Raw genomic sequence first — 22,116 nt, forward strand, 5'->3', positions numbered from 1 at the left:
GCCCGCCTACAATGCACCCCATGACCGAACCCACTTCCCCCCAGACCCAGCGCGGCGAGGTCGACCGCGACACGCTGGTGCGCTGGCTGAACGACTACCTTAAGATCGGCGCCTACCCCGATCCCAGCCTCAACGGCCTCCAGATCGAGGGCACGCCCGTGATCCGGCGGGTGGCGGCGAGCGTGGACACCAGCGTCAGGACGCTTCAGGACGCCGCCGACAACGGGGCGGACCTGCTGCTGGTGCATCACGGGCTGTTCTGGGGCCAGCCCCTGGCCGTGACCGGGCCGCACGGGAGGCGCATCCGCACGGCGCTGATGGCCGACCTCAACCTCTACGCGGCGCACATCCCCCTCGACGCGCACCCGGAGGTCGGGAACAACGCGATGATCGCCCGGGCGCTCAGCCTGCAAAACGCGCGGCCCTTCGGCGACTGGCAGGGCCACAAGATTGGCCTGGCGGGCGAGCTTCCCTTTCCGCAGAGTCTCCAGGACTTCGCGGACCGGGTGCAGAAGCTGACCGGGGAAATCTGCCTGGTTCACGGGGGCGGGATTCCGCAGGTGCAGCGCCTGGGCATCGTGAGCGGCGGCGGCGCGGGAGCGGTGGCGGAAGCGGCGGCGGCGGGTCTGGACACCCTGCTGACCGGCGAGCCCGAACACAAGCACTTCCACGACGCCTTCGAGTACGGGGTGAACGTGGTGTACGCCGGTCACTACGAGACGGAGGTGTTCGGCGTGCGTGCGCTGGCCGCCCGGCTGGAGGACGAGTTCGGTCTGCCGTGGCAGTTCCTGCACCACCCGACGGGATTGTGAGGGTGGGACTGTCCGGGAGGCTCGCCCTGTGACGCCCGGCCTCTTCATCACCTTCGAGGGTCCCGAGGGCGCGGGCAAGAGCACGCAACTCGCGCGGCTGGCCGAACAACTGGAGGCGGAGGGCGTGCCGTACATCGTCACCCGTGAGCCGGGAGGGACGCCACTGGGCACCCGGGTGCGGGACGTGCTGCTCGACCCGGCGCTGACCATCGACCCGCTGCCCGAGTTCCTGCTGTACTCGGCCAGCCGCGCCCAGCTTGTCCGGGATGTTATCCGGCCTGCCCTGGAGCGGGGGGAAGTCGTCTTGTGCGACCGATACGCCGATTCCAGCCTGGCCTATCAGGGAGCCGGGCGGGGACTGGACGCGGCCTTCCTGAACGCCCTGACGCAGGAGGTAACGGGCGGCCTGACTCCCGACCTGACCGTGCTGCTCGACCTCGACCCGGGAGTGGGCCTGGCCCGGGCGGCGAGCCGTGGACAACCCGACCGCCTCGAACGCGCCGACCTCGATTTTCACCGCCGGGTCCGGCAGGGGTTTCTGGACCTGGCGGCCCGTGAGCCGGGGAGGTTCGTGGTACTCGACGCCACCCAGGACGTGGAGACCCTGGCCGCGTCGGTCTGGCGGACGATGGGGGAGAGGCTGAGGGGTGCGGGCGTGCGTTCCCCCGTTCGTTAGCCCCCCTCAGCGCCCGGGCTGGCCCCGCCCAGTCGTACCCGGCTCGGGCTTCACGCCGGGCACCTTCACCTCGAAGATCGTGGGCCAGCGCTTGCCGGTCAGGAGCAGGGTGCCCCGCTCAGGGACGTAGGCGATGCCGTTGGGCACGTCGTCGAAGGTGAGGGGCTTCCCGGCGCGGCTGGCGGTCGCGCTCGCCTCCTGCGTCAGGGCCCCCACGTCGAGCCAGGCGGTCACGTTCCCGCTGCGGGGGTCGATGCGGGCGATGCGGTCCGTGAGCCAGATGTTGGCGTAGACGCTGCCCTGCACGTATTCCAGCTCGTTGAGGTTCCGCACGGGCTGTCCCCGGTCCGTCACGCGAACGGTGCGGGTCACGGAGAAGGTCTTGGGATCGCGCCAGAAGAGGGTGCTCGACCCGTCACTCATGATCAGGCTGCGGCCGTCCTGGGTGAGCCCCCAGCCCTCGCCCGTGTAGCGGTAGCGCCCGATCTCCCGCAGGGTCGCCGTGTCGAAGGCGAAGGCCGCACCCGTCTGCCAGGTGATGTGGTAAGCGACCCCGTTCAGCACGCTCACGCCCTCCCCGAAGGCGCTGGCGATGGGCGTGGGCACCCGGGCCAGCACCCGCCCGCCCTTCAGGTCCACCCGCCGCACGCCCGACTCGCCGACCTGTCCGGTGCTCTCGATCAGGAGGCCGCCCCCCAGGTACTGGAGGCCCTGGGTGAAGGCGGCGCGGTCGTGAGGGTAACGGGCCGTAACGGTGGGACGCAGGATGGGGGTCACGGCGCCCGGGTTGCCCGATTGGGCATCGGTGGTCTGAAGGCTGGCGCCGCCCCCACTCAGGATCAGGAGGGCGCAGGCGGCGGGCAGGACAGCGAAAAGGGGAAGCCGGGGGGGCATACCGTCATGGTAGCCGTCCCCGGCGTTGGGAAAGGGTTCACGTCGGCAGAGTCGGGAGACTTACTCCTGCACGGTGGGTTTCACGAAGGCGGCGGAGTCGTAGTAGGTGCGGAAGGCCGTGACCTTTTGCCCGTCGTGCTCGATCACGCTGCTGCCCCGGTAGGCGATGTCGGCCCCGTCCTTGAGTTTGCCAGTCGCTTCCCACTCCATCAGGCCGGTGTGGCCGTCGTCGGTGTGGTGGAAAAACTCGCTGCGGATGCTCTGGAAGTTCTCCAGGTAACGGGTCCAGAAGTCGCGGGCGCCCTCCTTGCCGCTCCACTCCTGGGTGGTCATGTTCCGCAGACTCGTCTCGTCCGCGAAGAGGTCCACCAGGGGGGTGGGGTCACCGCTTTCCTCGATGGTCTGGAGGGCCTGCATGAAGCTCTCGGTCATGTTCGCCATGCCCCAAGACAACACGGCGAGGGGGGCAAAAGGGTGGGAGATCACCCCGGCAATTCCCTCATGAAGCGTGGCTCAACGCCAGCGCCGCTGTCTCCCGCACCGCCCCATGTCCGTCCTCCAGCAGGGGGCGGAGGTGGCGGGCCTCGCCCCAGCGACCCAGTGCCCAGGCAGCGGCCTCCCGGACCTCCCAGGCGGGGTCCTGCACTCCAGTGAGGAGCAGCGGCCAGCCGCGCGGGTCGTGGGTGTTCCCGAGGACCGTCAGCGCGTTGCGGGCCATGCCCTTGCGTCGGGGGCGCAGGAAGGCCGTGCCCACGAACTGCCGCTCGAACTGCCGTTCGCTGACGCCGAAAAAAGCCGACAGGTCGGGGTGGGCGAGTTCGGGATCGGGCCTGAGAAGCCGGGCGAGCGGTCCCGCCTTCGCCGTCCAGGGGCAGACCTCGGAGCACACGTCGCAGCCGAAGAGCCAGTCGCCCATGCCGGTCCGGAGTTCATGTGGCACAGGTCCCCGGTGTTCGATGGTGAGGTAGGAGACGCAGCGCCGCGCGTCGATAGCCCGGTCGTTCCCAATCGCGCCCGTCGGGCAGGCCGCCACGCAGCGGAAGCAGCGCCCGCAGCGGTCGGGGTGGGCCTCCTCCACCCCTTCAAAGGGGAGGTCGGTGAGGAGCACCGCCAGCGTCACGAAGGCGCCCAGCCGGGTGCTGACCGTCATGCCCGACTTGCCCCGCCACCCCAGGAAGGCGCCCGCCGCGAAGAGGCGCTCCATCACCGGGCCGTGGTCCACGTAGCCGCGTGCCCGGACGCCCAGCCGCGCCGCCTCCGCCTCCAGGCGCGAGAGGATGGGCTGGAGCTGGTCGTGGTAGTCGGGCGTCCAGGCGTAACGGGCGACCCGGCCCACCCGCACACCTCCCGTCGGCACTTCCGGGTCCGCGAAGGCGTGCGACACCCCCAGCACGAGGACGCTGCCCACCCCCTCCAGGCGGCTCGCCGGGTCCGAGCGGGTGGGGAGCTGACGCTCCAGGTAACTCATCCCAGCGTGCCGCCCCGCCGAGAGCCACCCCGCGTACTCCTCCACTGAGGCTGCCGGAACCCGTGCAGGCGCCCAACCCACCGCGTCCGCACCCAGGGACACGGCGAGGTCGGAGAGGAGGTCGGCGGTCTTCACGGGGGAGAGTATGGGGCCTGCGACGCGCAGCCTATGGCTGGTAGTGAACAAAAAGGTGGGGGTCGAAGCTCCCCACCTGCGACGACAGGGGACGGACTACTGACCCAGTTTCCCCGCCGCCGCCTCGTCCAGATACCACACCGGGTCCTGCACGCGGGCCACCGGGGAGTCGCCCTCGCCCGCTGCCACCTCCCGCAGCACGTTCGCCTTGCCCGCCCCAGCCACCAGGAGCCAGCGTTCGCGGGCCGCATTGATCTCGTCGTAAGTGAAGGTCAGCCGCTCAGTATCGAGTTTCGGGACCCAGTTCGCCGCGACCCGGCCCCCCGCCGTCAGCGCCGCCGTGCCGGGAAAGAGGCTCGCCGTGTGCCCGTCGTCCCCCATGCCGAGCAGCACCACGTCCAGCCGCTCGGGCAGGAGGGCCACGTAGTCGCGCGCCGCGTCCTCCAGGGGACGGCGTTCGCCCTCCATGCGGTGAATCTGGGCTTCGGGCACCGGGACGTGGGCGAGCAGTTCGTCGTGCGCGAGCTTGTAGTTGCTCTCCGGGCTGTCCGGCCCCACGCTGCGCTCGTCGCTGAAGTAGATGTGGACGTTCTCCCAGGGAACGCCGGGCAGGACGCGCAGCTCCCGGTACATCAGTTTCGGGGTGCTGCCGCCCGACAGGGCGACGTGAAAGGCGCCCCGAGCCGCCACTGCCACCCCGGCCGTCCGCTCGAAGGCTTGTGCCGCCGCCCGCGCCGTGTCCTCCGGGGTGGGAAAGACGCAGAGGTTCATGCGTTCCTCTTATTCCGCGAGGGCTGACCGCTCATTTCTCCCCCGCCAGGCTCGCCTTCGCCAGCGTCCACGCCCGCTCGAACACCTCGCGCCGCTCGGGACGCTCCATCACCCGGGCCAGGCCCTCGGCGAGCGTCAGGCGGGGCACGTTCAGCTCGGTGGTCCGCTCCATGCCCGGCCAGTGGCAGTGGGTGCGGACGATCTCCTGCTCGGTGGCGGAGAGGTTGAACTGAACCCCGTCCCCCGCCAGTTCCACCCCGCACAGGTCACCGTTCTCGCGCCCACAGCGGGCGGCTTTGAAGGTCACGTGACTCAGATCGGGCCAGCCCAGGGTGTCGGCCACCCAGCCCGCGAAGAGGCGGGCGGGCAGGTCGTTGTGGCCCGCGTAGCGCACGGTCATCCCGGTGACCCCGGGCAGCCGCCGCGCCGCGTCGGGGCTGTCGAACACCTGGGCCACAGCCTCGCGCCACCCCGCTGATCGACTCCAGCCCAGGTCGGCCAGGGCGTAGTGCCGCGCCGGGGGGATGTCGAGCGTGAGGCTGTCGGCGATTACCTGGTCGGCGATCTCGGTGAGTTCCGAGAGCAGCACGCCGCTGGGCCGGGTGTCGGCGCCCCACCACACGTGGTTGACGGTCGCGGGGCGCAGCAGCGGCAGGATGGCGCCCTGAAGCTGCTCGGGGTCGGCCGCCAGCCGCAACCGCTCGATGTACAGCCCCCCCCGCTGCGGCACCAGGCTGACCTGCACCCGCACCTCCCTCGTGCCGTCCATCACCCCGATGATCTGCCGTCCCGCGTAGCGGCCCTCCAGCCCGGCCAGGGCCTCCTCGACCCGGGCGAGGTGCTTTTTCACGGTCAGCGCCACGATGTTGCCCGTGTACGCCCGCGTCTCCACGTCCGTCTGCGCCCAGAGCTCGTCCAGTGTGGCCTGCGCCCGACGGACGCTGGTCTCGACGGGCCCGAGGGGTTGGAGGTCGGTGGCGGTCGTCATGGGGCACCTCGGTGGTGGGGTTCTACAACCCCGGTTCGGCGGTCAGCCCGCTTCTTTTCCCTGACCGCCCCCCTCACAGCCGCCTCCAGCGCCGGTCCGGCCCGATCAGCGCGTCGGCCGCGTCCGGTCCCCAGGTGCCGGAGGGGTAGTTGGGATAATCCGGCGCGTTCTTGCCCGTGGCGGGAGCGTCCGCCACCTGGAGCAGCCCGCTCACGAGCTGCCAGGCGCGGTCCACCTCGTCCTCGCGCGGGAAGAGGGTGGCGTCGCCCAGCATCGCGTCGAGCAGCAGCCGGGAGTAGGGACTTTCGAGTTGCGCCCCGAAGGCGTCATAGCGGAAGTCCATCACCACCTCGCGCAGCACCATCTCCTGCCCGGGTGACTTCGACGAGAACTTCAGGCTGACCCCCTCGTCGGGCTGGATGCGGAAGGCAAGGACATTGCGCTCCAGGCCGCCGGGGAACATGCCCAGCGGCGGGCGCTTGAAGACCACGGCGATCTCGGTGACCTTTTTCGGCAGCCGCTTGCCGGTCCGCAGGAAGAAGGGCACGCCCTGCCAGCGCCAGTTGTCGACCTCCAGCTTGATCGCCACGTAGGTGGGTGTGGTGCTGCCCTCCTTCACGCCGGGTTCCTCGCGGTAGCCGGGCACCCGCTCGCCGTAGAGGGTGCCGGGGCCGTACTGGCCCAGGACGGCGACCTCGGGCACCCGCCCCGGCGGAATGGGTTTCACTGCCCGCAGCACCTTGACCTTCTCGTCGCGGATGGCGTCGGCGTCAAAGGCGGCGGGGGCCTCCATCGCGGTGAGGGTGAAGAGCTGCATGAGGTGGTTTTGCAGCATGTCGCGCACCACCCCGGCCTCCTCGTAGTATCCGGCGCGGCCCTCCAGGCCCAGGTCCTCGGAGGCCGTGATCTGAACGTGGTCCACGTACTCGCGGTTCCACAGCGGCTCGAAGATGGCGTTGCCGAAGCGGATCGCCATCAGGTTCTGCACCGTCTCCTTGCCCAGGTAGTGGTCGATGCGGTACACCTGCGACTCGTCCCACACCCGGTGGATCGCCGCGTTCAGCTCCCGCGCCGAGGCGAGGTCCCGCCCGAAGGGCTTCTCGATCACGATGCGCCGCCAGCCCTCGGACTCGTCGGCCAGCCCCAGCCGCCCCAGCCCCGCCGAGATCGGCTCGAACAGGCTGGGCGGGGTGGAGAGATAGAAGAGGGCATTCTTGCGCCCGCCGTGAGCGTCCTGCGCGCGGTCGAGTTCCTTGCCCACCAGGTCGTACACCTCGTCGGCGCCGAAGTCCCCGAACTCGTAGTACAGCAGGTCGCGGAACTTCTCCAGGCTGCCGGGCTGGATGGCGTCGGTCTCCTTGCTGCTCTTCAGGGCCTCGATGGCAAAATCCTTGAACTGGTCGTCGGTCATGTCCTGGCGGCCCACCCCGACGATGTTGAAGGCGCTCCCCAGCAACCCGTCCTGCCACAGGCCGAAGACGGCGGGCAGCAGCTTGCGCTTGGCAAGGTCGCCGGTCACGCCGAAGATCACCAGCGTCGCGGGCTCCGGCGCGCGGTTGCGGCGCATCAGAGTGCGGAAGGGATTCTGCCCGTCGGCGCCCGGCCCGGAGGAGGGGGGCTCGGTTTCGGGGGACTCAGGCTCGGGCACGCGGGCGCGGGTCTTGCGGGGGCGGCGGGCGGGCGGAGCGGGCAGCGACTGCTCCAGGTCGTCGTTGCGCACCGCCTCCAGCTTCTCCACGCCCTCACGAACGTCGGCTGTGGTGGGCTGAGCCGTGTCTCCCGCCCTGGTCTTGCGGCCCTTCGTCATGCGTCACCCGTCACGCGCTGCTGTCCGGTTTCGCCGAGTTCCTCGGCCTGCTGCCCGGTCGGGACGGGCTGAGCGGCCTCCACGGGGATGTTCTGCGGGGCGGCGGCGGCGGGGTGTTCGCCGGGCTGCACCTCCGGCACAACGGCCTCCTGCCGGGTGGATTCGAGGACCTTGACCGCGTGGCCGCCGAAGGCGCGGCGCATCGCACTGAGCATCTGCCCGGCGTAGCTAACCTCCTGCTGCGAGCGGAAGCGCATCTGCGTCGCCAGCGTGATGACGGGCGCGGGCACCCCCAGCTCGATGGAGTCGATGACCGTCCAGCGCCCCTCGCCCGAGTCGGCCACGTAGTCCGAGAGCTGCGAGAAATCGGCCTGGTTTTTCAGCGCCTCGGCGGTGAGGTCAAGCAGCCAGGAGCGGATTACCGAGCCGTGCCGCCACAGCTCGGCAATCTGCGCCATGTCGAGGTTGAAGACCTTGTGGGCGTGCATCAGCTCGAAGCCCTCGGCGTAGGACTGCATCATCCCGTACTCGATGCCGTTGTGGACCATCTTGACGTAGTGGCCCGAGCCCGAGGGTCCCATGCGGCCCCAGCCCTGGTGGGGCGCGGGCGCCAGCACCTCGAGGATGGGACGCAACCGCTCGACCGCCTCCTCCGGCCCGCCCACCATCATCGCGTAGCCCTCGGTCAGGCCCCAGACGCCGCCCGAGGTGCCCACATCCACCAAGTGAATGCCCTGCTGCGCCAGGGCCTCGGCCCGCCGCATGGTGTCCTTGAAGTTGGAGTTGCCCCCGTCGATGATGATGTCGCCCGGCGCGAGCCGCCCGGCGAGGTCGTCGATCACGGCCTGGGTGATTGCCCCGGCGGGCACCATCACCCACACGGCCCGCTGGCCCGGCTCGCCGAGCATGGAGATCAGCTCGTCCATCGTGCGGGCGCCCTGGGCTCCCTGCGCCTCAACGAGGTCCACGCTGGCCGGATCGCGGTCGTAGCCCACGATCTGCTGCCCGCCCTGCGTCAGCCGCAGCACCATGTTGCCGCCCATCTTGCCCAGCCCGATCATGCCCATCTTCATGTCTGACCTCCCGGCGCCGAGGGGGAGCTGGGAAGCGGTTCCAGCTCCAGGCGCCTGATGAGGCGCATCATACGCGCGCCCCCGTGGGCCTTTCCCTTCCTGAAGGGGAGGTTTAGATGGTGCTCAGCGTCCCCGCGCTCAGCACTCGCCGCCCGCCTCCCGCACCTGTTCGCGGGTCAGGCCCTGGTACGGGCCAGTCAGGCGGGCGGCCAGATGCAGGTCCTGCCGGTACTGCCGGAATTCCTCCTCGCTGATCCGCAGTCGGGCGGATACTCCCCGAAGCCGCGCTGCACCATGAACAGCAGGCGGGGTTCCCCGGTCTCCGGGTGTCGCCCCAGCGCGAGGCGCAGGTCCCGGAAGGTGATCCCGTCCCGCAGGTTCCAGAGGTCCACGGTTATCTCCGGCGCCGCGCCGCCTTCGCCGCTTCCCTGGCCGCCTTCTGCTCCTCTTTCTGCTTGCGCTGCATCTCGCGGCCCATGTCCTCCATCAGCTGCGCGCCCTGGGCGTCGACCTGCCGCTGAAGCTCCACCAGCGTGGTCACGACGAGATTGTGCAGCATCCGCTCGACCGGGGTCTTGATCCAGCGGTAGCGCACCCGGCCATTCAGGGTCAGCGTGACCTCCGTGCCGCCCGGCATCGCCTTGAAGGTCCAGCCCTGGGTGAGCTTTTCCAGCGGGCCGACGTTCCGCACGCTTTCCCAGCCGCCGCGCATGGGTGCCTGGAGCTGCCCGTACTTCGCCGTAAAGCTCAGGCCCAGCAGCCGCCGCGCGAACTTGAAGCGCACGAGCACGTTGTTGGCGAGCCGCCCCTCGCCGCCCTCGTACTCGGCGCGGACCAGGTTGGGGTCCCAGCGGACCCGTCGTTTGGGCTCCAGCGCGAGCCGGTACAGCACGTCCGGGCGCGACCGCACCACGATGCTCTGCCTGATCTGGATGTCTTCGGACATGTCGGGGTCACTGTAGCGCGGGGGGAGAGTGGGGCGCGGGAAAGGATCAACCACGTTCCGCCCCCCCAACTCCCCCTCAATCCAGGTACGCCCGGGCCCGCAGGTGGCTTGCCCGCAGGTTGAAGCGTTCGGCGTACCCCACGCCCGCGAGTCTTCCCATCCCCGCCCGGCCCTCGCGGAACTGCTCGGCGGTCCAGTTCCACTTGTAGAACTCGCGGTAATAGCGGGCCACGTCCTCCGAGGCCTCGAAGGTGTCGGTCGTGTCCACAAACACCTCAGGGTAGGGGCTGGCGGGCGCATAGTACTGGTAGAAGCGCACCGGCTCGCGCCACGCCTCCAGCCGGGTCACGTCCTCGCCGCTCTCGACCGCCTCGTCGCCGCTGAGGTTCGGCGCCGGGGGCATCGCCGCGCCGCCGCCCGACTCGTTGATGATCTTGGGGATGCGCGCCAGCGTGATCGCGTCAAAGGCGATCTTGGCCGTCATGCGGTGGTCGGGGTGGGGGTGGTCGTCACTCCAGGTGATCACCGCGTTGGGGCGAAAGTGCGCGTACAGCCGGGCGAGTTGCAGGGCCTCCATCCGCCCGCCCGTCATGCGGCTGTCCCCCATGTCGAAGAAGTGGTGCCGCGCCCCGATGCGGTTTGCTACCCAGGCCCCATGTTCCTGCCGCACCCGCGTGACCTCCTCGTGCGAGGCGTCCCCGAACTGCGAGGCGAGTTCCCCCAGCGTGGTCCACACCAGCAGAACCTCGTCGCCGCGCGCCGCGTGCTTGCTCAACGTCCCGATGCACCCGATCTCGTCGTCGGGGTGTGCAAAGACAGCCATGATTCGCATGGGGGAAAGATACGGTGAGTGGGCCGCGGTTCGTTGAGGGTGGGCGAAGATCAAAGACAAAACAAAGACCGAAGGGGGAGGGGAGACGCGAACGGCCCAGCCCCTTCACCCACTTAGGGCTGCTCACTCCCCACTTCCCCACACCCGCTACCGAATCCAGCGAATGCTCAGCGGATACCGGTACGCCTGCCCCTGGTTCACCCGGATCACCGCAAGCAGCATCACCACTAGGGGAAAGGCCCACAGCACCAAGCTGACGGGGATGAAAAAGGCGAAAAAGGCCGCCAGGCTCCCGAAGATGGCGAGGGCGCCCAGTTCCGAACTCCCCGACGCCGCCCCGAACAGCCCTCCCAGCAACCCCAGGCTGAACAGCGCGAAGAACAGCAGTCCCACCAGGAAGGAGTACAGCCATACGCTGAGCTGAAAATTCAGCGCCTCCTTGCCCTGGCCGTCCAGCACCCGGCTGCGGTCGCGGTACGCCAGCCACGCCGCCAGCGGACCCAGCACGTTGCCCAGGGCGGGCAGCACCAGTCCCAGCAGCGGCGAGAGGTGGATCAGCAGGGCGGGCGTCCGCTCGGGCTCGGGGATGAGGCCCGGGTCGAGGCTCCAGCCCGGGGGAGATTCGGCGCGGGGCGGCTCGGGGAGGCTCATACGCTTGACAGTACGTGCGGCGTCTCCCTACAGTTCCGGGGTTATGACGAGGCCCGGCGGGAAACCGCAGTTCAGGAAATCCCCCGCGGGGAAGGCCCAGGACGCCGCCCGCGACCTGCTGCCCATCAAGGCGGGCATCCAGCCGGATCAACCGGTCGCCGGGGAACAGGTGGCGCTTTACAGCGACGGCGCCTGCGACACGGCGGCCGGGCACGGCGGCTGGGCGACGATCCTGAACTACCGCGGCAAGGAACTCGTCCTCAGCGGCAACGAGCGGGACACCACGAACAACCGGATGGAGCTGCGCGGGCTGCTCGAAGGGCTCAGGGTACTCAAGCGCCCCTGCCAGGTGCGGGTGGTGACCGACAGCCAGTACCTCCGCAAGGCCTTCACCGACGGCTGGATTCTCAAGTGGCAGCGCAACGGCTGGAAGACGGCGGGCGGCGAGCCGGTGAAGAATCAGGACCTCTGGGAGGAGCTGATCGCGCAGGCCAAAATCCACGCCCTGACCTTTGTCTGGGTGCGCGGGCACAACGGCCACGGCGAGAACGAGCGGGTGGACAAGCTCGCCGTGGAGGAGCGAAAGAAACTCAGGGCCGGGTGAGGACGGCGCGGTAGCGGGACGAGCCGCCCTTCGGTGGGGCGGGCGTGACCTGGAATCCGGCCCGTCGGTAGAAGCCCACCGCCTCGTCATCCGTCTCGGCGAGCAGTCGGGTGATCTTCAGATGAGCCTCGATGGCATGGAGGAGCGCCCGCGCGTGCCCCCGCCGTTCCTCCCCGGGCGCGGTGCCGAGGTGAAGGATTTCCACCTCCTCCCCGTGTTGCAGGATGCCTGCTGCGCTTACGGGCCGCCCATCGGCCATCCAGACGAAGATGCGGCGCTCAGGCTCGGCGCGGTACCTCTCCAGCTTGCGGCGAAGGCGCTCCGGGTCGGGGAACATCGCCCGGGTGAGCAGCGCCTCCACCTCGGGGGTGAGAGTGTTCGGCTCAGTCAGCATGGGGGGCAGGGTATCTCTCCCTCCCCCCATCCCTGCCATCCGGCGTATGGCTCCCGCGGCTGCCTCCTCCCGCGAAGCCTCCGCGCAGATGTGACCGCTGGTCAGGCTGGGTTGGCGCGGGGGCGAAGCCTGGGGTGGCCCACGTACTTCCGGTGGGGAGTTCTGTCGTTCTGCACAGCTTTTCTGGGCCACAGCAGGCCGGGACGGGACGCTGGTGAAATGTGGACACGTCATCACACCCATGCCTTTACACTGCCTTGTCATGCTCTCATCCACTTCCTCGGAGGTCCCGGCGGCGGGGTGGCGAACGTTCCTGGCCCTGTGGGGGTCGCAGTCGATCAGCCAGATCGGCAGCTACGTCGCCTGGTTCGCGCTGAACGTGTACGTCGCGCAGACCCTCTACCCGGCTCCGGAGCAAAAAGCCCCGCTGGCGCTGGCGCTGGGGGCCTTTGCCATCGCCGCGACGCTGCTGGCGGTGCTGCTCGCCCCGGTGGCCGGGTCGGTCGCCGACCGCACGTCGCGCAAGCGGGTGATGCTGACCTGCGACGTGCTGGGCGGCGGGCTAACCCTGGGCCTGGTGGCGCTGATGTTCGGCGCGGTGGTGCCCTTCTGGCTGCTGCTCGCCTTCGTGATAGTCACCCAGTCGCTCAGCATCTTCCACGAGGCGGCGCTGGAGAGCAGCTACGCGATGGTCGTGCCCGAGGAGCAATTGACCCGGGCCAACGGCCTGATGCAGACCACCCGCACCTTCAGCTCGCTGCTGGCCCCCACGCTCGCCACGCTGCTGATCGGCGTGCCCACGCTGCTGCACGGCAGCGGCTGGCTGGCCGCCCTGCGGGACGGCGTGCCCTTCGCGCTCCTGGTGGACGGCGTGAGCTTCCTGATCGCCGCCGCCATCCTCGCCCGGCTTGCCGTGCCCAGCCCGCCCCCCGCCGAGGACCACGGGGGCGCCGCCGCGAACCTGCGGGCCGACACCCGCCTGGGCTGGACCTACCTGCTGCGCCGCCCGCCGCTGCTGCACCTGCTCATCCTGGCCGCCGCCCTGAACTTCGCCACCGCCGCAATTCCGGTGTACCAGACGCTCCTGACCACCTTCACCCTGGAACCCGACCGCACCGCGCGGGGCCTGAGCTTCGCCGCCACCCTCGCCATCATCCAGACAGCCACGAGCGCGGGCATGTTCCTGGGTGGCCTCGCCATCAGCACCTGGGGCGGCCTGAAGCGGCGCCGAATCCTGGGCATCCTGGTTCCCGCCCTGCTCTCGGGCGCGGGCCTGATCCTGATGGGCCTGTCCGGCAACCTGTACCTCACCGCCGCCGCCTTCGCCCTGACCGTGTTCGTCATGCCCATCACAATGGCGCACAGCAACGGCATCTGGCAGTCCCAGGTCCCGCGAGAGCTGCAGGGCCGGGTGTTTGCTGTGCGGCGCATTGTGGGACGCTTCAGCGTGCCTCTCGGCATGGCCTTTGTCAGCGGCCTGTCCACCAGCCTGCCCCCCGGCCCGATCATTGCTGTGCTCGGCCTGCTGGTCATCGTGATCTGCGCCGCGCAACTCCTGAGCCCCACCGTGCAGCGGGTGGAGGATAAGGCGTACCTGGAGGGGCTGGCGGCGGCGCGGGGCGGGTAGAAGAGGAACGGGAGGGACGAGAATCAGCGTGCCGGTCGGGTTTGACGGCACGCTTCTTTTGCTGGAAGGGATATGCTGGCCGAAATCCCCCGTGCCGGTCTACAGGGGAGAGGTTGGACTGCTGGGAGTTCGTCCTGGAATGTCCTGGCGTGACTTCCAAGTCAAACAGTTCAACAGGGGGAGTCGCGTGAAGTTTCAGAACCAGGTTTTTGAAAACACGAGAGTCGATCTGGACGGCAATGAGTACAGAAACTGCACGTTTAGACGCTGCACCGTCGTCTACAGCGGCGGCCAGATACCCCTGATCTCCGGCTGTGATTTCAACGGGTGCGAGTTCGGGTTCTCGGACGCAGCGGAGAGAACCATGATTTTTATGAACCGCATGTATCACGATGGGTTCCAGAACATCATTGAAGAGACGCTGACAAGTATTCGGACTGGGCCTTCCGGCGGAGGGGTCAAGAGTTAAGGATGGCAGCGCAACCCACTCCGTTCGCCCCGATCGTTCGGGGGTCTCTTGAAGATGGACTGTAAAGATGGGTGGGAGAGGAACGACCTCTCTCACCCCATCACTTGACCCCTTACCCCTGTTTTTCCAACCACCCCGCCAGCCACGGCAACTTCTCCCGGACCTTCTCCCGCATCCCGCCCCAGTAGCGGCGTGACCAGCCCTCCAGGGTACGCTGCTTGCCCCGGGCGACGGCCATCGCGCCCTCGGGCACGTCCTCGTGGACGGCGCTGCCTGCGGCGATAAAGGCGGCGTCGCCGACCACGCGCGGGGCGATCAGGGTGGAGTTCGAGCCGATGAAGACGCCCGCGCCGACGCGGCTCTGGTGCTTGTTCACCCCGTCGAAGTTGGCGACGATGGTGCCCGCCCCGACGTTCGTCTCGGCGCCCATCGTCACGTCACCCAGGTAGGCGAGGTGCCCGGCCTTCACACCCGCGTCCAGCCGCGCGTTTTTCGTCTCCACGAAGTTGCCGATGTGGACGCCCTCGCCCAGCACAGTGCCGGGGCGCAACCGGGCGAACGGCCCCACGTCACTGCCCGCGCCGACCCGCGCCCCTTCCAGCACGCTGTGGGGTTTGACGACCACGCTGGCCTCCAGCACCGAATCGGTCACCACGCTGTAGGCGCCGACCGTCACGCCCCCCGCCACATGCGTCTGCCCCCGCAGGATCACGCCCGGCTCGACCGTCACGTCCTGGCCCAGGGTGACCGTGTCCTCGATCTGGACCGTGTCGGGGGCCTGGAGGGTGACCCCCGCCCGCATGTGCGCCGCGTTGATGCGCCGCCGCAGGATCGCCTCGGCCTGCGCGAGCCCCAGGCGGTCGTTCGCGCCCACCACCTCGTCGGGGTCGCTCAGCTTGAAGGCCCCGACCCTCGCCCCCTCGGCCCGGTACAGGGTCAGCAGGTCGGTCAGGTAATACTCGCCCGCCCGGTTGTCGTTTGTGATGCGGAGGGCCAGCTTGGGCGCGTGGCCGTCCATCACGTACACGCCGGAGTTGAACTCGCGCACGGCCTTTTCCGCCGGGGTGGCGGCCTTTTCCTCCACGATGCGCTCGACGTTTCCCGAGGCGTCCCTGAGAATGCGCCCGTATCCCGTCGCGTCGGGCAGCTCGCCCGTCAGGATGGTGAAGGCGTTGCCGTGCGCGCGGTGGTCGGCGATCAGCTCGCGCAGCGTCTCGATTCGCAGCAGCGGCGTGTCGCCGTACAGCACGAGGAGGTCGGCGCCCTCCGTCTCTCCCAGTGCCTGCGCCCCCACCAGAAAGGCGTGCCCGGTGCCCAGCCGCTGCTCCTGCCGGACGAAGCGCACGCCGGAGCCCGAGAGCGCGGCCTCCACCTGTTCGGCCCCGTGCCCGGTCACCACCACGATGTTGTGCGCCCCCAGCTCCTTCGCGGCCTTCACGGCCCACGCGACCATCGGCCGCCCGGCGACAGGGTGCAGCACCTTGGGCAGCGCGGATTTCATGCGGGTGCCCTGCCCCGCCGCGAGAATCACCACGTCCAGCGGACGTTCCGTATGTGTCATTCCAATCACCTGTCCGGGGAGCAGTGTAAGGGAAAGTGGTCAGCTTTCAGCGATCAGCCGTCAGAAGAACGCGGCGGGCCTGGGGTGGCCGCGCCGCGCGGGGTGGAGGTCCGGTTAATCGCCGGGAACGGGCTGCTCCGGGCGCGTGTCCGGCCGCCGCCGAATCCTGAGCAGCATCACGAGGCTGATGATGATCAGCGGAAAGCTGATGAGGTGCGTATCGGTCCACAGGCCGATGCCGGGCGCGTTCAGGCCCTGGTTGAGGTACGTCTTGAGGGGCAGGGGGTTGAGGCGGAAGGTCTCCTCGACCCCGGCACGCAGGATGGAGTACCACAGCCAGAACTGCCAGAAGGCCCACCCCGCCTTGCGCGAGCGCAGCCAGAAGTACGCGGCGACCGCGAGGATGATCCCGATGATCACCCCGTAAAGCTGGGTGAAGTGGACGGGCGCCGTCATCACGAGCTGGCCGCCGACCTCCCGGCAATATTTCGAGAGGTCCAGGTCGGGGTTCGGGTTGGGAATGCACATGCCCTCGTGGAAAGCGCGGGCCGAGGCGGGCCAGTGGAAGCCGATGGGCCAGCCCGTCACGCGCCCCACCGTATCGGTGCCGTTCATGATGTTGCCGATGCGCCCGCCGATGATGCCGAAGGCCACGCCGGGCACCGCCAGGTCCGCGTACTCGTAGAAGTTGAGCCGGTAGCGCCGCGCGAAATAGATCAGCGTGAGGACGCCGCCGATGAGTCCCCCGTGAATCGAGATGCCCCCCGCCCGCAGGTTCACGATGTCGAGCAGCACGCGCGGAAAGGGAATGTTCTCAAACAGGTGCCAGGAAGTCAGGACGAACACCAGCCGGGCGCCCACGAACCCCCAGAACAGCATCCACATGATCATCCGCTCGAAGAGGTCCACATCCAGGCCGCGCCGCCGCGCCATCCGGGTCCCCACCCAGATGCCGAGCACGATGCCGAGCGTGATGAGCACGCCGTACCAGGCAATCGTGAAATTGCCGATTTTCAGGAAGACGGGGTCCATAAGTCGTGTGCAGTCTATGCCGATTGCAGGCGGAACACGCCGCAAGAAAACTCCCGGCCTGGGTGGACCGGGAGCAGGCGTGAGGAAAGGGTCAGGTGCCGATGGCGGGAGCGTCCTCGCTGGGAACGATTCGGAAGATGCGCGAGAGCAGCACCCCCAGCTCGTACAGCGCGTACAGTGGCACGGCCACCAGGAGCATGTTGCCGGGGTCGGGCGTCGGTGTAATGACGGCGGCGGCGACCGCCACGAGGACGAGCGCGAAACGCCAGCCCTTGCGGAGCATCACGTGGTTCACCAGCCCGATCCGGGTCAGGATCACCGCCAGGATGGGCAGCTCGAAGGCCAGCCCAAACGACACCAGGAAGGTGGTCACGGTCCCGATGTAATCCTTGAGGTTCAGCAGCGGCGTGACGGCCCCGGCCAGGAAGTCGAGCAGAAACCCGACCATCGCGGGCAGCACGAGCTTGTACCCGAAGACCGCTCCGGCCAGGAACGAGAGCCCGGCCCCGATCACAAAGGGCAGCGCCCACTTCCGCTCCTGGGGGTACAGCCCCGGCGCGATAAAGGCCCAGACCTGCCACAGGATGAACGGCAGCGCCAGCGCCAGCCCTGACCAGAAGGACAGGTTGAGCGACAGGATGAACTGATCCGTCAGCCCCTGGGTCACGACCGTGACTTTCCCCCGCTGGAACTGCTCGGAGGCGTGCAGCGGCAGCTTGATCAGCTCGATAAGTTGCAGGCGGTACTGAAAGGCGACGACCAGACCGACCGCCAGGAAGACTAGGCTGATAATGATGCGCTTTCGCAACTCCTCCAGGTGGTCGAGGAGGGGCGCGCTCTTGAGATCCTGGGCCTGCGACATGCCGGGGCCTGCCCTACGCGCGGTGGTCGCGCTCGGTGACAGTCGGGGCGGGGCGCCCGTCTGCCGTGCGGGGCACCTCGGGCGTCACGGGGTCGAGGGGGCGGGCCTCCACGTCGGTTACGGCCGGGTCGCGGACCTCCTTCTTGTACTCCTTGATGCCCTGGCCCAGGCCCTTGCCCAGTTCGGGCAGCTTGCGCGCCCCGAAGATCAGGGCGATGACGGCGACGATCAGGATAATTTCAAGCGGTCCGAGCGACATAGTGACTCCTCCTGGCAGCCCCGCCCCCAGGCGGGAGTTCGGCTGACCCCAGCGTAGCGCCCACATATGAAGAAGTTTGGTACTCCCTCACCGGGCCCCGCTGTCCTGTACCTATGCGCCCGCGCCAGGACTGGATCACCGCCCACCCCCATCTCCCCTTAAGGTGGGGTGGTTCAGATACCCCAGCCCCCGTCCACCAGCACCTCCTGCCCGGTGATGTACCCGGCCTCTGGGGTGGCGAGAAAGGCGACCGCCGCGCCCACCTCGTTCGGCTGACCGAAGCGCCGGGCGGGGATGCGGGCCAGCAGGCGCTCGGCCTCGGCGGGGTCGGCGTGCAGGGCCCTCAGGCGGTCGGTGGCGGTGTAGCCGGGGGCGACCGTATTGCAGGTCACCCCCTGGGCGGCCACCTCCAGCGCCAGCGTTCGCAGGTGGTTCGTCACGGCGGCGCGCATGGCGTTGCTGACAGGGAGGTTCAGGGCGGGCCGCCCCACCGTCAGGCTGGTAATGGCAATGATGCGGCCCCAGCGCCGTTCCCGCATCCCGGGCAGCACGGCGTCCGCCAGCCGCACGGTCGAGAGGAAGGTCGTCTCGAAGCCGCGCTGCCACGCCTCCCCGGTTACCCCACTGGGGAGGCTGGGGGGCGGGCCGCCCGCGTTGCTCACCAGGATGTCCACCGCGCCCGCCGCCTCCACCGCCGCGCGGACGCCCTCCGGGGTGCTCACGTCCGCGACCACGCAACGCACGCCCAGCGCGTCCGCCGCCGTCCGCAGCGCCGCCTCCCCGCGCGCCGCGATGGTCACGTTGGCGCCCAGCCGCACCAGGGCGTGCGCCGCCGCCAGCCCAATGCCCTTGCTGCCTCCCGTGACGAGCGCCTGCCTGCCGTCCAGCCTGAAAAGACCCATGCGGGCAGCGTAACAGGCGGGCGCCCGGCTGCCCTCAGTTCGCCACGTACCGCACGAACGCCAGCATGGGGTTCACGCACGGACTCGCATCGTACTGGGTGCTGCTGGCGGTGATCGTCCGCAGGCGCCCCTCGTCACTCAGGTAGAGCTGGCTGATGCGGTACAGAACGCCCCCTTCCTCGTGCGTGTAGGCGGCCAGGACGCCCCAGCCTCCGGGGCGGTCCACCGGCTGCGCGACGACCCCGCTGGCCCCCCCGCGGCCCAGGGCGTTCTGGAGACGCAGGGCGAACTGCCGGGCTTCCTCCAGGGTGTTGAAGCCCGGAAACGCCTGATCGTGCCGCTCCTCGCGCACCAGGCAGGCCCCCTGCGGATCGGTCCAGAGGTCGGCGTTGCCGTTCACGGGCGTCCAGCCCTCCAGCGGCACGACGAGCGCCCGCGCGGGCGTGGCGAGCAGGGTCCCCGCCAGGGCGAGGGCGGCCAGCGGGAGGCGAGGCAGGCGAAGGGCACGCATGGGGGTCAGTGTACCCGGCGGGATGTGGCAAGCACGGGGCGGGTTCTCATCCCGCGGTCAGGAAGTGGCTGGTTCGGAAGCGCGCTCCAGCCGGGCCTGCAACCCGGCCTTCACGGCGGGCCACTCCCCGTGCAGAATGCTGAACATCACGCTGTCGCGGGCGTAGCCGTCGGGCCGCACCTGATATTGCCGCAGCGTGCCCTCGCGCACTGCTCCGAGCTTTTCCATCGCGCGCAGGCTGCGGGCGTTGCGGGCGTCCACCTTGAAGTGGACCCGGTTGGCCCCCAGCTCCTCGAAGGCGCGGGTCAGCAGCAGCAGTTTGGCGCCGGGATTGGCGACCTTGCCCTGGGCGGCGGGGACGAGCATCGTCCCGATCTCCACCCAGCGGTCAGGCGCCCGCACCTCGCTGTAGCTGATGCGGCCCACGGCCTGCCCGCCCAGCAGCACCGCCCAGTTCACCCGGGCGGGCAGGGCATTCAGCCGCCCGATGTACTCCGCCCAGCCCTCCACCGTGCGCTGCTCCGGGCCGCCGCGGGCGAGCAGCGCGTAGGTGTCCTCGTCGGCTCCCAGGTGCAGGTCGGCGGCGTGTTCCGGCGTCAGGGGCACCAGCGTCACGTGCCGCCCGGTCAGCGTGACGGGCCGCAGCCACTCGTCGGGCCCGGCGGGGGGGAGGGGGTTGGAGGTCACAGGGCAACGGTAGCCCAGCCGTCCAGGAAAGCAAACGCCCCACCGAGAGGGGCAGGGCGGAAGAGAGGGTGGGTGGGAGCGGCGCCCCATTCATCCTGTTCGGAAAAAGCACGGCAGGAACGAGGTTTTTCTCCCTCTCTCCTCGTGAGAGAGGGCCGGGGTGAGGGGGCGTGTGAGCAGCTTTGGCAACTTCAAGACAGCCTGCCTCGTCCACTGGCCGCGCCGCAGGGCGTGCCCGTTCACCCCCACCCAGCCTCCCCCTGAAGAGGGAGGGGCAAAAGGCGCTGTCGAGGACGTGCCTTTTAAGCTTTCCCGATTGTGCCTACGAGAGAACAGCTGCTGTTCTAATGCGCCGAGGACGTCGGGGCCGCCCCGTCCTGCTCGTCCTCGTTGCGGCGGCGGGGGGGAGGCGGACTTTGCTCGCTCACCCGCCGCCGTCCGCTCAGGGCGCGGCCCAGGGTCACCTCGTCGGCGTACTCCAGGGCGCCGCCCACCGGGAGGCCGTAGGCGATGCGGCTCACGTCCGCGCCCAGGGGTTCGAGCAGCCGCTGGAGGTAGAGGGCGGTCGCGTCCCCCTCCACCGTCGTGCCGGTCGCCAGGATGACCTCCATACCGTCCTGCACGCGCGGCAGCAGCGGGCGGATATGCAGCCGGTCGGGACCTACGCCGTTCATTGGGCTCAGGACGCCGTGCAGGACGTGGTACAGGCCGCGGTACTCGCCGCTGCGCTCTATGGCGATCACGTCACCCGGTTCCTCGACCACGCAGATCATGTTCTGATCGCGCGAGGGGTCGCTGCACACGTCGCAGCGCTCCGCGTCGGTGATGTTGAAGCAGATCGGGCAGGTGTGCAGGTCGCGCTTGGCCTCCAGCAGCGCCCCCGCCAGCCGCTCGATGTCCTCACGGGGCTGCTCGAAGAGGTGAAAGGCGAGCCGTTGCGCGCTCTTGGGGCCAATACCCGGCAGGCGCGACAGCTCCCGGATCAGCGCGACGAGGGAGGGTGGATACTTCATGGCCGCCCCCTCTGAACGCTAACCGCTGACTGCTGATCGCTGCTCATCAGAACCCGGGCAGGCCCAGCCCGCGCGTCGCCTCCTGCTGCAGCGCGTCGGCCTTCGCCGAGGCGTCCTGCAGGGCGACGAGCAGCAGGTCCTCCAGCGCCTCCACATCGTCCGGGTCCACCGCCTCGGGCTTGATCTTGAGCCCAGTGACCTTGCCGTGCCCGTTCATCGTCACGGTGACGAGCCCGCTCGCCGTGCCCTCCACCGTCTGCGCGGCGAGGTTCTCCTGAATCTTTGCGGCAGCGACCTGCGCCTGCTGCATCTGCTTCATGAGCTTCTTCATGTCCATAGCTCCGGCCATTCTACCGGGGGCCGGGGACAGGGAACGTGGGGGGTGGAACGGGGTGGCCTCTTAAAACCAGCCCCCTACAGCGCCGCCGCCTTGGCCCCCTTCGCCCGCCGGTAGAGTTGCGCCGGACGCCCTACGCCGCTGCGTCGCTCGCCGCTGGGGGCCAGGATGCCCTGCGCGAGCAGCCGCTTGCGGAAGTTGCGCTTGTCAAGCTGGCGGTCGAGGATCGCCTCGTACACCCCCTGGAGTTCGGGCAGGGTGAAGGTGTCGGGCAGAAACTCCAGGGCGAGGTTGGCGTATTCCAGCCGAATCTGCAGCCGCTTGATCGCCCGGTCGAGGATCAGGACGTGGTCGAAGGCGAGACGGGGTGGGCGGTGAGCCGGGAACCAGTCGGCCCCCAGGGTGTGCCCGCCGCCCGTCACGCGCACGGTGCCGTGGGGCAGCACGGCGAGGTGGGCGACCGAGACGATGCGCCCGCGCGGGTCGCGGCTGGGCTCGCCGAAGGTGTAGAACTGCTCCAGGTGCCGGGGTTCGAGCTCGACCGTCGTCTCGGTCCGCAGCTCGCGCAGCGCCGCCTCATGCAGGGCCTCGCCGGGCTGCACGAAGCCGCCGGGCAGCGCCCAGTCGCGCGCGTGTGGCAGTTCGCCGCGCTGCACCAGCAGCACCCGCAGTTCGCCCGCGTGCATCGCAAAGGCCGCCACGTCCACGGCCAGGCCGACCTGGGTGGCCTGCGGCGGAAGCGAGAGTGTCCCCATGACACAAACTGTAGACTTTGTGTTCCCGGAACGTCAAGGAGTAAGTGTAG

General features: G+C 69.3%; 27 protein-coding genes. 5 read left to right on the top strand and 22 right to left on the bottom strand.

The genetic code is table 11. The features are described 5' to 3' along the window. Positions 1–20: 20 nt before the first annotated feature. Together F784_RS0112150 and tmk are read left to right on the top strand one after the other, a co-directional pair. Entirely contained in the window at positions 21–812 is a 792-nt protein-coding gene (locus tag F784_RS0112150) for a Nif3-like dinuclear metal center hexameric protein (protein ID WP_019587006.1), read from the top strand. 28 nt (positions 813–840) lie between these two features. Continuing rightward, positions 841–1,488, top strand: coding sequence for a dTMP kinase (tmk, locus tag F784_RS0112155; protein ID WP_019587007.1), 648 nt, complete (start codon positions 841–843; stop codon positions 1,486–1,488). Positions 1,489–1,494: 6 nt separating this feature from the next. Here tmk and F784_RS0112160 read toward each other — a convergent pair whose 3' ends face one another. The 11 genes from F784_RS0112160 to F784_RS0112210 form a co-directional block, all read right to left on the bottom strand. Continuing rightward, positions 1,495–2,382 (bottom strand): glutaminyl-peptide cyclotransferase, encoded by an 888-nt coding sequence (locus tag F784_RS0112160; RefSeq protein ID WP_019587008.1) that lies wholly within the window; start codon positions 2,380–2,382, stop codon positions 1,495–1,497. A gap of 60 nt (positions 2,383–2,442) precedes the next feature. After that, the gene (locus F784_RS0112165; protein WP_040383129.1) at positions 2,443–2,823 is read right to left on the bottom strand and encodes a nuclear transport factor 2 family protein; all 381 of its coding nucleotides are present in this window, start codon (positions 2,821–2,823) and stop codon (positions 2,443–2,445) included. A gap of 58 nt (positions 2,824–2,881) precedes the next feature. Then, positions 2,882–3,985: a tRNA epoxyqueuosine(34) reductase QueG gene (gene queG / locus F784_RS0112170; RefSeq protein WP_019587010.1), complete on the bottom strand. Its 1,104-nt coding sequence runs from the start codon at positions 3,983–3,985 to the stop codon at positions 2,882–2,884. A gap of 96 nt (positions 3,986–4,081) precedes the next feature. After that, positions 4,082–4,756: a 6-phosphogluconolactonase gene (pgl, locus tag F784_RS0112175; protein WP_019587011.1), complete on the bottom strand. Its 675-nt coding sequence runs from the start codon at positions 4,754–4,756 to the stop codon at positions 4,082–4,084. Between the two features lie 31 nt (positions 4,757–4,787). Continuing rightward, positions 4,788–5,744, bottom strand: coding sequence for a glucose-6-phosphate dehydrogenase assembly protein OpcA (locus tag F784_RS0112180; RefSeq protein WP_019587012.1), 957 nt, complete (start codon positions 5,742–5,744; stop codon positions 4,788–4,790). Between the two features lie 73 nt (positions 5,745–5,817). Further along, positions 5,818–7,551, bottom strand: coding sequence for a glucose-6-phosphate dehydrogenase (gene zwf, locus F784_RS0112185; protein WP_019587013.1), 1,734 nt, complete (start codon positions 7,549–7,551; stop codon positions 5,818–5,820). Further along, entirely contained in the window at positions 7,548–8,624 is a 1,077-nt protein-coding gene (gene gnd, locus F784_RS0112190; protein ID WP_019587014.1) for a phosphogluconate dehydrogenase (NAD(+)-dependent, decarboxylating), read from the bottom strand. The genes zwf and gnd overlap by 4 nt, the downstream gene beginning before the upstream one ends. A 197-nt stretch (positions 8,625–8,821) precedes the next feature. Next, positions 8,822–9,016, bottom strand: a complete 195-nt coding sequence (locus F784_RS0112195) for a hypothetical protein (RefSeq protein ID WP_019587015.1) — start codon at positions 9,014–9,016, stop codon at positions 8,822–8,824. Positions 9,017–9,018: 2 nt separating this feature from the next. Continuing rightward, entirely contained in the window at positions 9,019–9,570 is a 552-nt protein-coding gene (locus tag F784_RS0112200) for an SRPBCC family protein (protein ID WP_026332439.1), read from the bottom strand. 76 nt (positions 9,571–9,646) lie between these two features. Continuing rightward, positions 9,647–10,402, bottom strand: coding sequence for a PIG-L deacetylase family protein (locus tag F784_RS0112205; RefSeq protein WP_026332440.1), 756 nt, complete (start codon positions 10,400–10,402; stop codon positions 9,647–9,649). A gap of 147 nt (positions 10,403–10,549) precedes the next feature. Further along, a complete protein-coding gene (locus tag F784_RS0112210; RefSeq protein WP_019587018.1) occupies positions 10,550–11,053 on the bottom strand; it encodes a DUF4870 domain-containing protein in 504 nt (167 codons plus the stop codon). Between the two features lie 43 nt (positions 11,054–11,096). Here F784_RS0112210 and rnhA point away from each other — a divergent pair, with 43 nt between their 5' ends. Further along, positions 11,097–11,657, top strand: a complete 561-nt coding sequence (rnhA, locus tag F784_RS0112215) for a ribonuclease HI (protein ID WP_019587019.1) — start codon at positions 11,097–11,099, stop codon at positions 11,655–11,657. On the opposite strand, the gene F784_RS26625 is transcribed toward rnhA, so the two are convergent. Beyond that, positions 11,644–12,051 (bottom strand): GNAT family N-acetyltransferase, encoded by a 408-nt coding sequence (locus tag F784_RS26625; protein ID WP_019587020.1) that lies wholly within the window; start codon positions 12,049–12,051, stop codon positions 11,644–11,646. The two genes, rnhA and F784_RS26625, sit on opposite strands and share 14 nt — an antisense overlap. A 262-nt stretch (positions 12,052–12,313) precedes the next feature. Here F784_RS26625 and F784_RS0112225 point away from each other — a divergent pair, with 262 nt between their 5' ends. Both F784_RS0112225 and F784_RS23085 read left to right on the top strand, forming a co-directional pair. Continuing rightward, positions 12,314–13,678 (top strand): MFS transporter, encoded by a 1,365-nt coding sequence (locus F784_RS0112225; RefSeq protein ID WP_019587021.1) that lies wholly within the window; start codon positions 12,314–12,316, stop codon positions 13,676–13,678. 28 nt (positions 13,679–13,706) lie between these two features. Next, a complete protein-coding gene (locus tag F784_RS23085) occupies positions 13,707–14,147 on the top strand; it encodes a hypothetical protein (RefSeq protein ID WP_157465225.1) in 441 nt (146 codons plus the stop codon). A 112-nt stretch (positions 14,148–14,259) separates the two neighbouring features. On the opposite strand, the gene glmU is transcribed toward F784_RS23085, so the two are convergent. From glmU to F784_RS0112280, 10 genes are all read right to left on the bottom strand, one after another. Continuing rightward, entirely contained in the window at positions 14,260–15,708 is a 1,449-nt protein-coding gene (gene glmU / locus F784_RS0112235; RefSeq protein WP_019587023.1) for a bifunctional UDP-N-acetylglucosamine diphosphorylase/glucosamine-1-phosphate N-acetyltransferase GlmU, read from the bottom strand. A gap of 114 nt (positions 15,709–15,822) precedes the next feature. Then, a complete protein-coding gene (locus tag F784_RS0112240; RefSeq protein WP_019587024.1) occupies positions 15,823–16,740 on the bottom strand; it encodes a prolipoprotein diacylglyceryl transferase in 918 nt (305 codons plus the stop codon). A gap of 91 nt (positions 16,741–16,831) precedes the next feature. Beyond that, the gene (gene tatC / locus F784_RS0112245) at positions 16,832–17,602 is read right to left on the bottom strand and encodes a twin-arginine translocase subunit TatC (protein WP_019587025.1); all 771 of its coding nucleotides are present in this window, start codon (positions 17,600–17,602) and stop codon (positions 16,832–16,834) included. Positions 17,603–17,615: 13 nt separating this feature from the next. After that, positions 17,616–17,861, bottom strand: a complete 246-nt coding sequence (locus F784_RS0112250) for a twin-arginine translocase TatA/TatE family subunit (protein ID WP_019587026.1) — start codon at positions 17,859–17,861, stop codon at positions 17,616–17,618. Positions 17,862–18,034: 173 nt separating this feature from the next. After that, complete coding sequence (locus tag F784_RS0112255; RefSeq protein WP_019587027.1) at positions 18,035–18,763, bottom strand: SDR family oxidoreductase; 729 nt, start codon at positions 18,761–18,763, stop codon at positions 18,035–18,037. A gap of 34 nt (positions 18,764–18,797) precedes the next feature. Next, on the bottom strand, positions 18,798–19,274 hold the full coding sequence (locus F784_RS0112260) for a hypothetical protein (RefSeq protein ID WP_019587028.1): 477 nt from the start codon (positions 19,272–19,274) through the stop codon (positions 18,798–18,800). Between the two features lie 57 nt (positions 19,275–19,331). After that, complete coding sequence (locus tag F784_RS0112265) at positions 19,332–19,961, bottom strand: GNAT family N-acetyltransferase (protein ID WP_019587029.1); 630 nt, start codon at positions 19,959–19,961, stop codon at positions 19,332–19,334. 344 nt (positions 19,962–20,305) lie between these two features. Beyond that, on the bottom strand, positions 20,306–20,974 hold the full coding sequence (gene recR / locus F784_RS0112270; RefSeq protein WP_019587030.1) for a recombination mediator RecR: 669 nt from the start codon (positions 20,972–20,974) through the stop codon (positions 20,306–20,308). A gap of 46 nt (positions 20,975–21,020) precedes the next feature. Further along, the gene (locus F784_RS0112275) at positions 21,021–21,311 is read right to left on the bottom strand and encodes a YbaB/EbfC family nucleoid-associated protein (RefSeq protein WP_019587031.1); all 291 of its coding nucleotides are present in this window, start codon (positions 21,309–21,311) and stop codon (positions 21,021–21,023) included. 77 nt (positions 21,312–21,388) lie between these two features. After that, positions 21,389–22,066 (bottom strand): NUDIX hydrolase, encoded by a 678-nt coding sequence (locus F784_RS0112280; RefSeq protein ID WP_019587032.1) that lies wholly within the window; start codon positions 22,064–22,066, stop codon positions 21,389–21,391. Positions 22,067–22,116: the final 50 nt, after the last annotated feature.

Source organism: Deinococcus apachensis DSM 19763 (assembly GCF_000381345.1).
In the GTDB taxonomy this organism is placed as follows: Bacteria; Deinococcota; Deinococci; order Deinococcales; family Deinococcaceae; genus Deinococcus; species Deinococcus apachensis.

What these genes read in the sequence shown, in the direction of transcription:
- F784_RS0112150 (WP_019587006.1), top strand. Translation starts at nt 21, where the DNA reads ATGACCGAACCCACTTCCCCCCAGACCCAGCGCGGCGAGGTCGACCGC.
- F784_RS0112160 (WP_019587008.1), bottom strand. Translation starts at nt 2,382, where the DNA reads ATGCCCCCCCGGCTTCCCCTTTTCGCTGTCCTGCCCGCCGCCTGCGCC.
- F784_RS0112165 (WP_040383129.1), bottom strand. Translation starts at nt 2,823, where the DNA reads ATGGCGAACATGACCGAGAGCTTCATGCAGGCCCTCCAGACCATCGAG.
- pgl (WP_019587011.1), bottom strand. Translation starts at nt 4,756, where the DNA reads ATGAACCTCTGCGTCTTTCCCACCCCGGAGGACACGGCGCGGGCGGCG.
- F784_RS0112180 (WP_019587012.1), bottom strand. Translation starts at nt 5,744, where the DNA reads ATGACGACCGCCACCGACCTCCAACCCCTCGGGCCCGTCGAGACCAGC.
- zwf (WP_019587013.1), bottom strand. Translation starts at nt 7,551, where the DNA reads ATGACGAAGGGCCGCAAGACCAGGGCGGGAGACACGGCTCAGCCCACC.
- gnd (WP_019587014.1), bottom strand. Translation starts at nt 8,624, where the DNA reads ATGAAGATGGGCATGATCGGGCTGGGCAAGATGGGCGGCAACATGGTG.
- F784_RS0112200 (WP_026332439.1), bottom strand. Translation starts at nt 9,570, where the DNA reads ATGTCCGAAGACATCCAGATCAGGCAGAGCATCGTGGTGCGGTCGCGC.
- F784_RS0112205 (WP_026332440.1), bottom strand. Translation starts at nt 10,402, where the DNA reads ATGCGAATCATGGCTGTCTTTGCACACCCCGACGACGAGATCGGGTGC.
- F784_RS0112210 (WP_019587018.1), bottom strand. Translation starts at nt 11,053, where the DNA reads ATGAGCCTCCCCGAGCCGCCCCGCGCCGAATCTCCCCCGGGCTGGAGC.
- rnhA (WP_019587019.1), top strand. Translation starts at nt 11,097, where the DNA reads ATGACGAGGCCCGGCGGGAAACCGCAGTTCAGGAAATCCCCCGCGGGG.
- F784_RS26625 (WP_019587020.1), bottom strand. Translation starts at nt 12,051, where the DNA reads ATGCTGACTGAGCCGAACACTCTCACCCCCGAGGTGGAGGCGCTGCTC.
- F784_RS0112225 (WP_019587021.1), top strand. Translation starts at nt 12,314, where the DNA reads ATGCTCTCATCCACTTCCTCGGAGGTCCCGGCGGCGGGGTGGCGAACG.
- glmU (WP_019587023.1), bottom strand. Translation starts at nt 15,708, where the DNA reads ATGACACATACGGAACGTCCGCTGGACGTGGTGATTCTCGCGGCGGGG.
- F784_RS0112240 (WP_019587024.1), bottom strand. Translation starts at nt 16,740, where the DNA reads ATGGACCCCGTCTTCCTGAAAATCGGCAATTTCACGATTGCCTGGTAC.
- tatC (WP_019587025.1), bottom strand. Translation starts at nt 17,602, where the DNA reads ATGTCGCAGGCCCAGGATCTCAAGAGCGCGCCCCTCCTCGACCACCTG.
- F784_RS0112250 (WP_019587026.1), bottom strand. Translation starts at nt 17,861, where the DNA reads ATGTCGCTCGGACCGCTTGAAATTATCCTGATCGTCGCCGTCATCGCC.
- F784_RS0112255 (WP_019587027.1), bottom strand. Translation starts at nt 18,763, where the DNA reads ATGGGTCTTTTCAGGCTGGACGGCAGGCAGGCGCTCGTCACGGGAGGC.
- F784_RS0112260 (WP_019587028.1), bottom strand. Translation starts at nt 19,274, where the DNA reads ATGCGTGCCCTTCGCCTGCCTCGCCTCCCGCTGGCCGCCCTCGCCCTG.
- recR (WP_019587030.1), bottom strand. Translation starts at nt 20,974, where the DNA reads ATGAAGTATCCACCCTCCCTCGTCGCGCTGATCCGGGAGCTGTCGCGC.
- F784_RS0112275 (WP_019587031.1), bottom strand. Translation starts at nt 21,311, where the DNA reads ATGGACATGAAGAAGCTCATGAAGCAGATGCAGCAGGCGCAGGTCGCT.
- F784_RS0112280 (WP_019587032.1), bottom strand. Translation starts at nt 22,066, where the DNA reads ATGGGGACACTCTCGCTTCCGCCGCAGGCCACCCAGGTCGGCCTGGCC.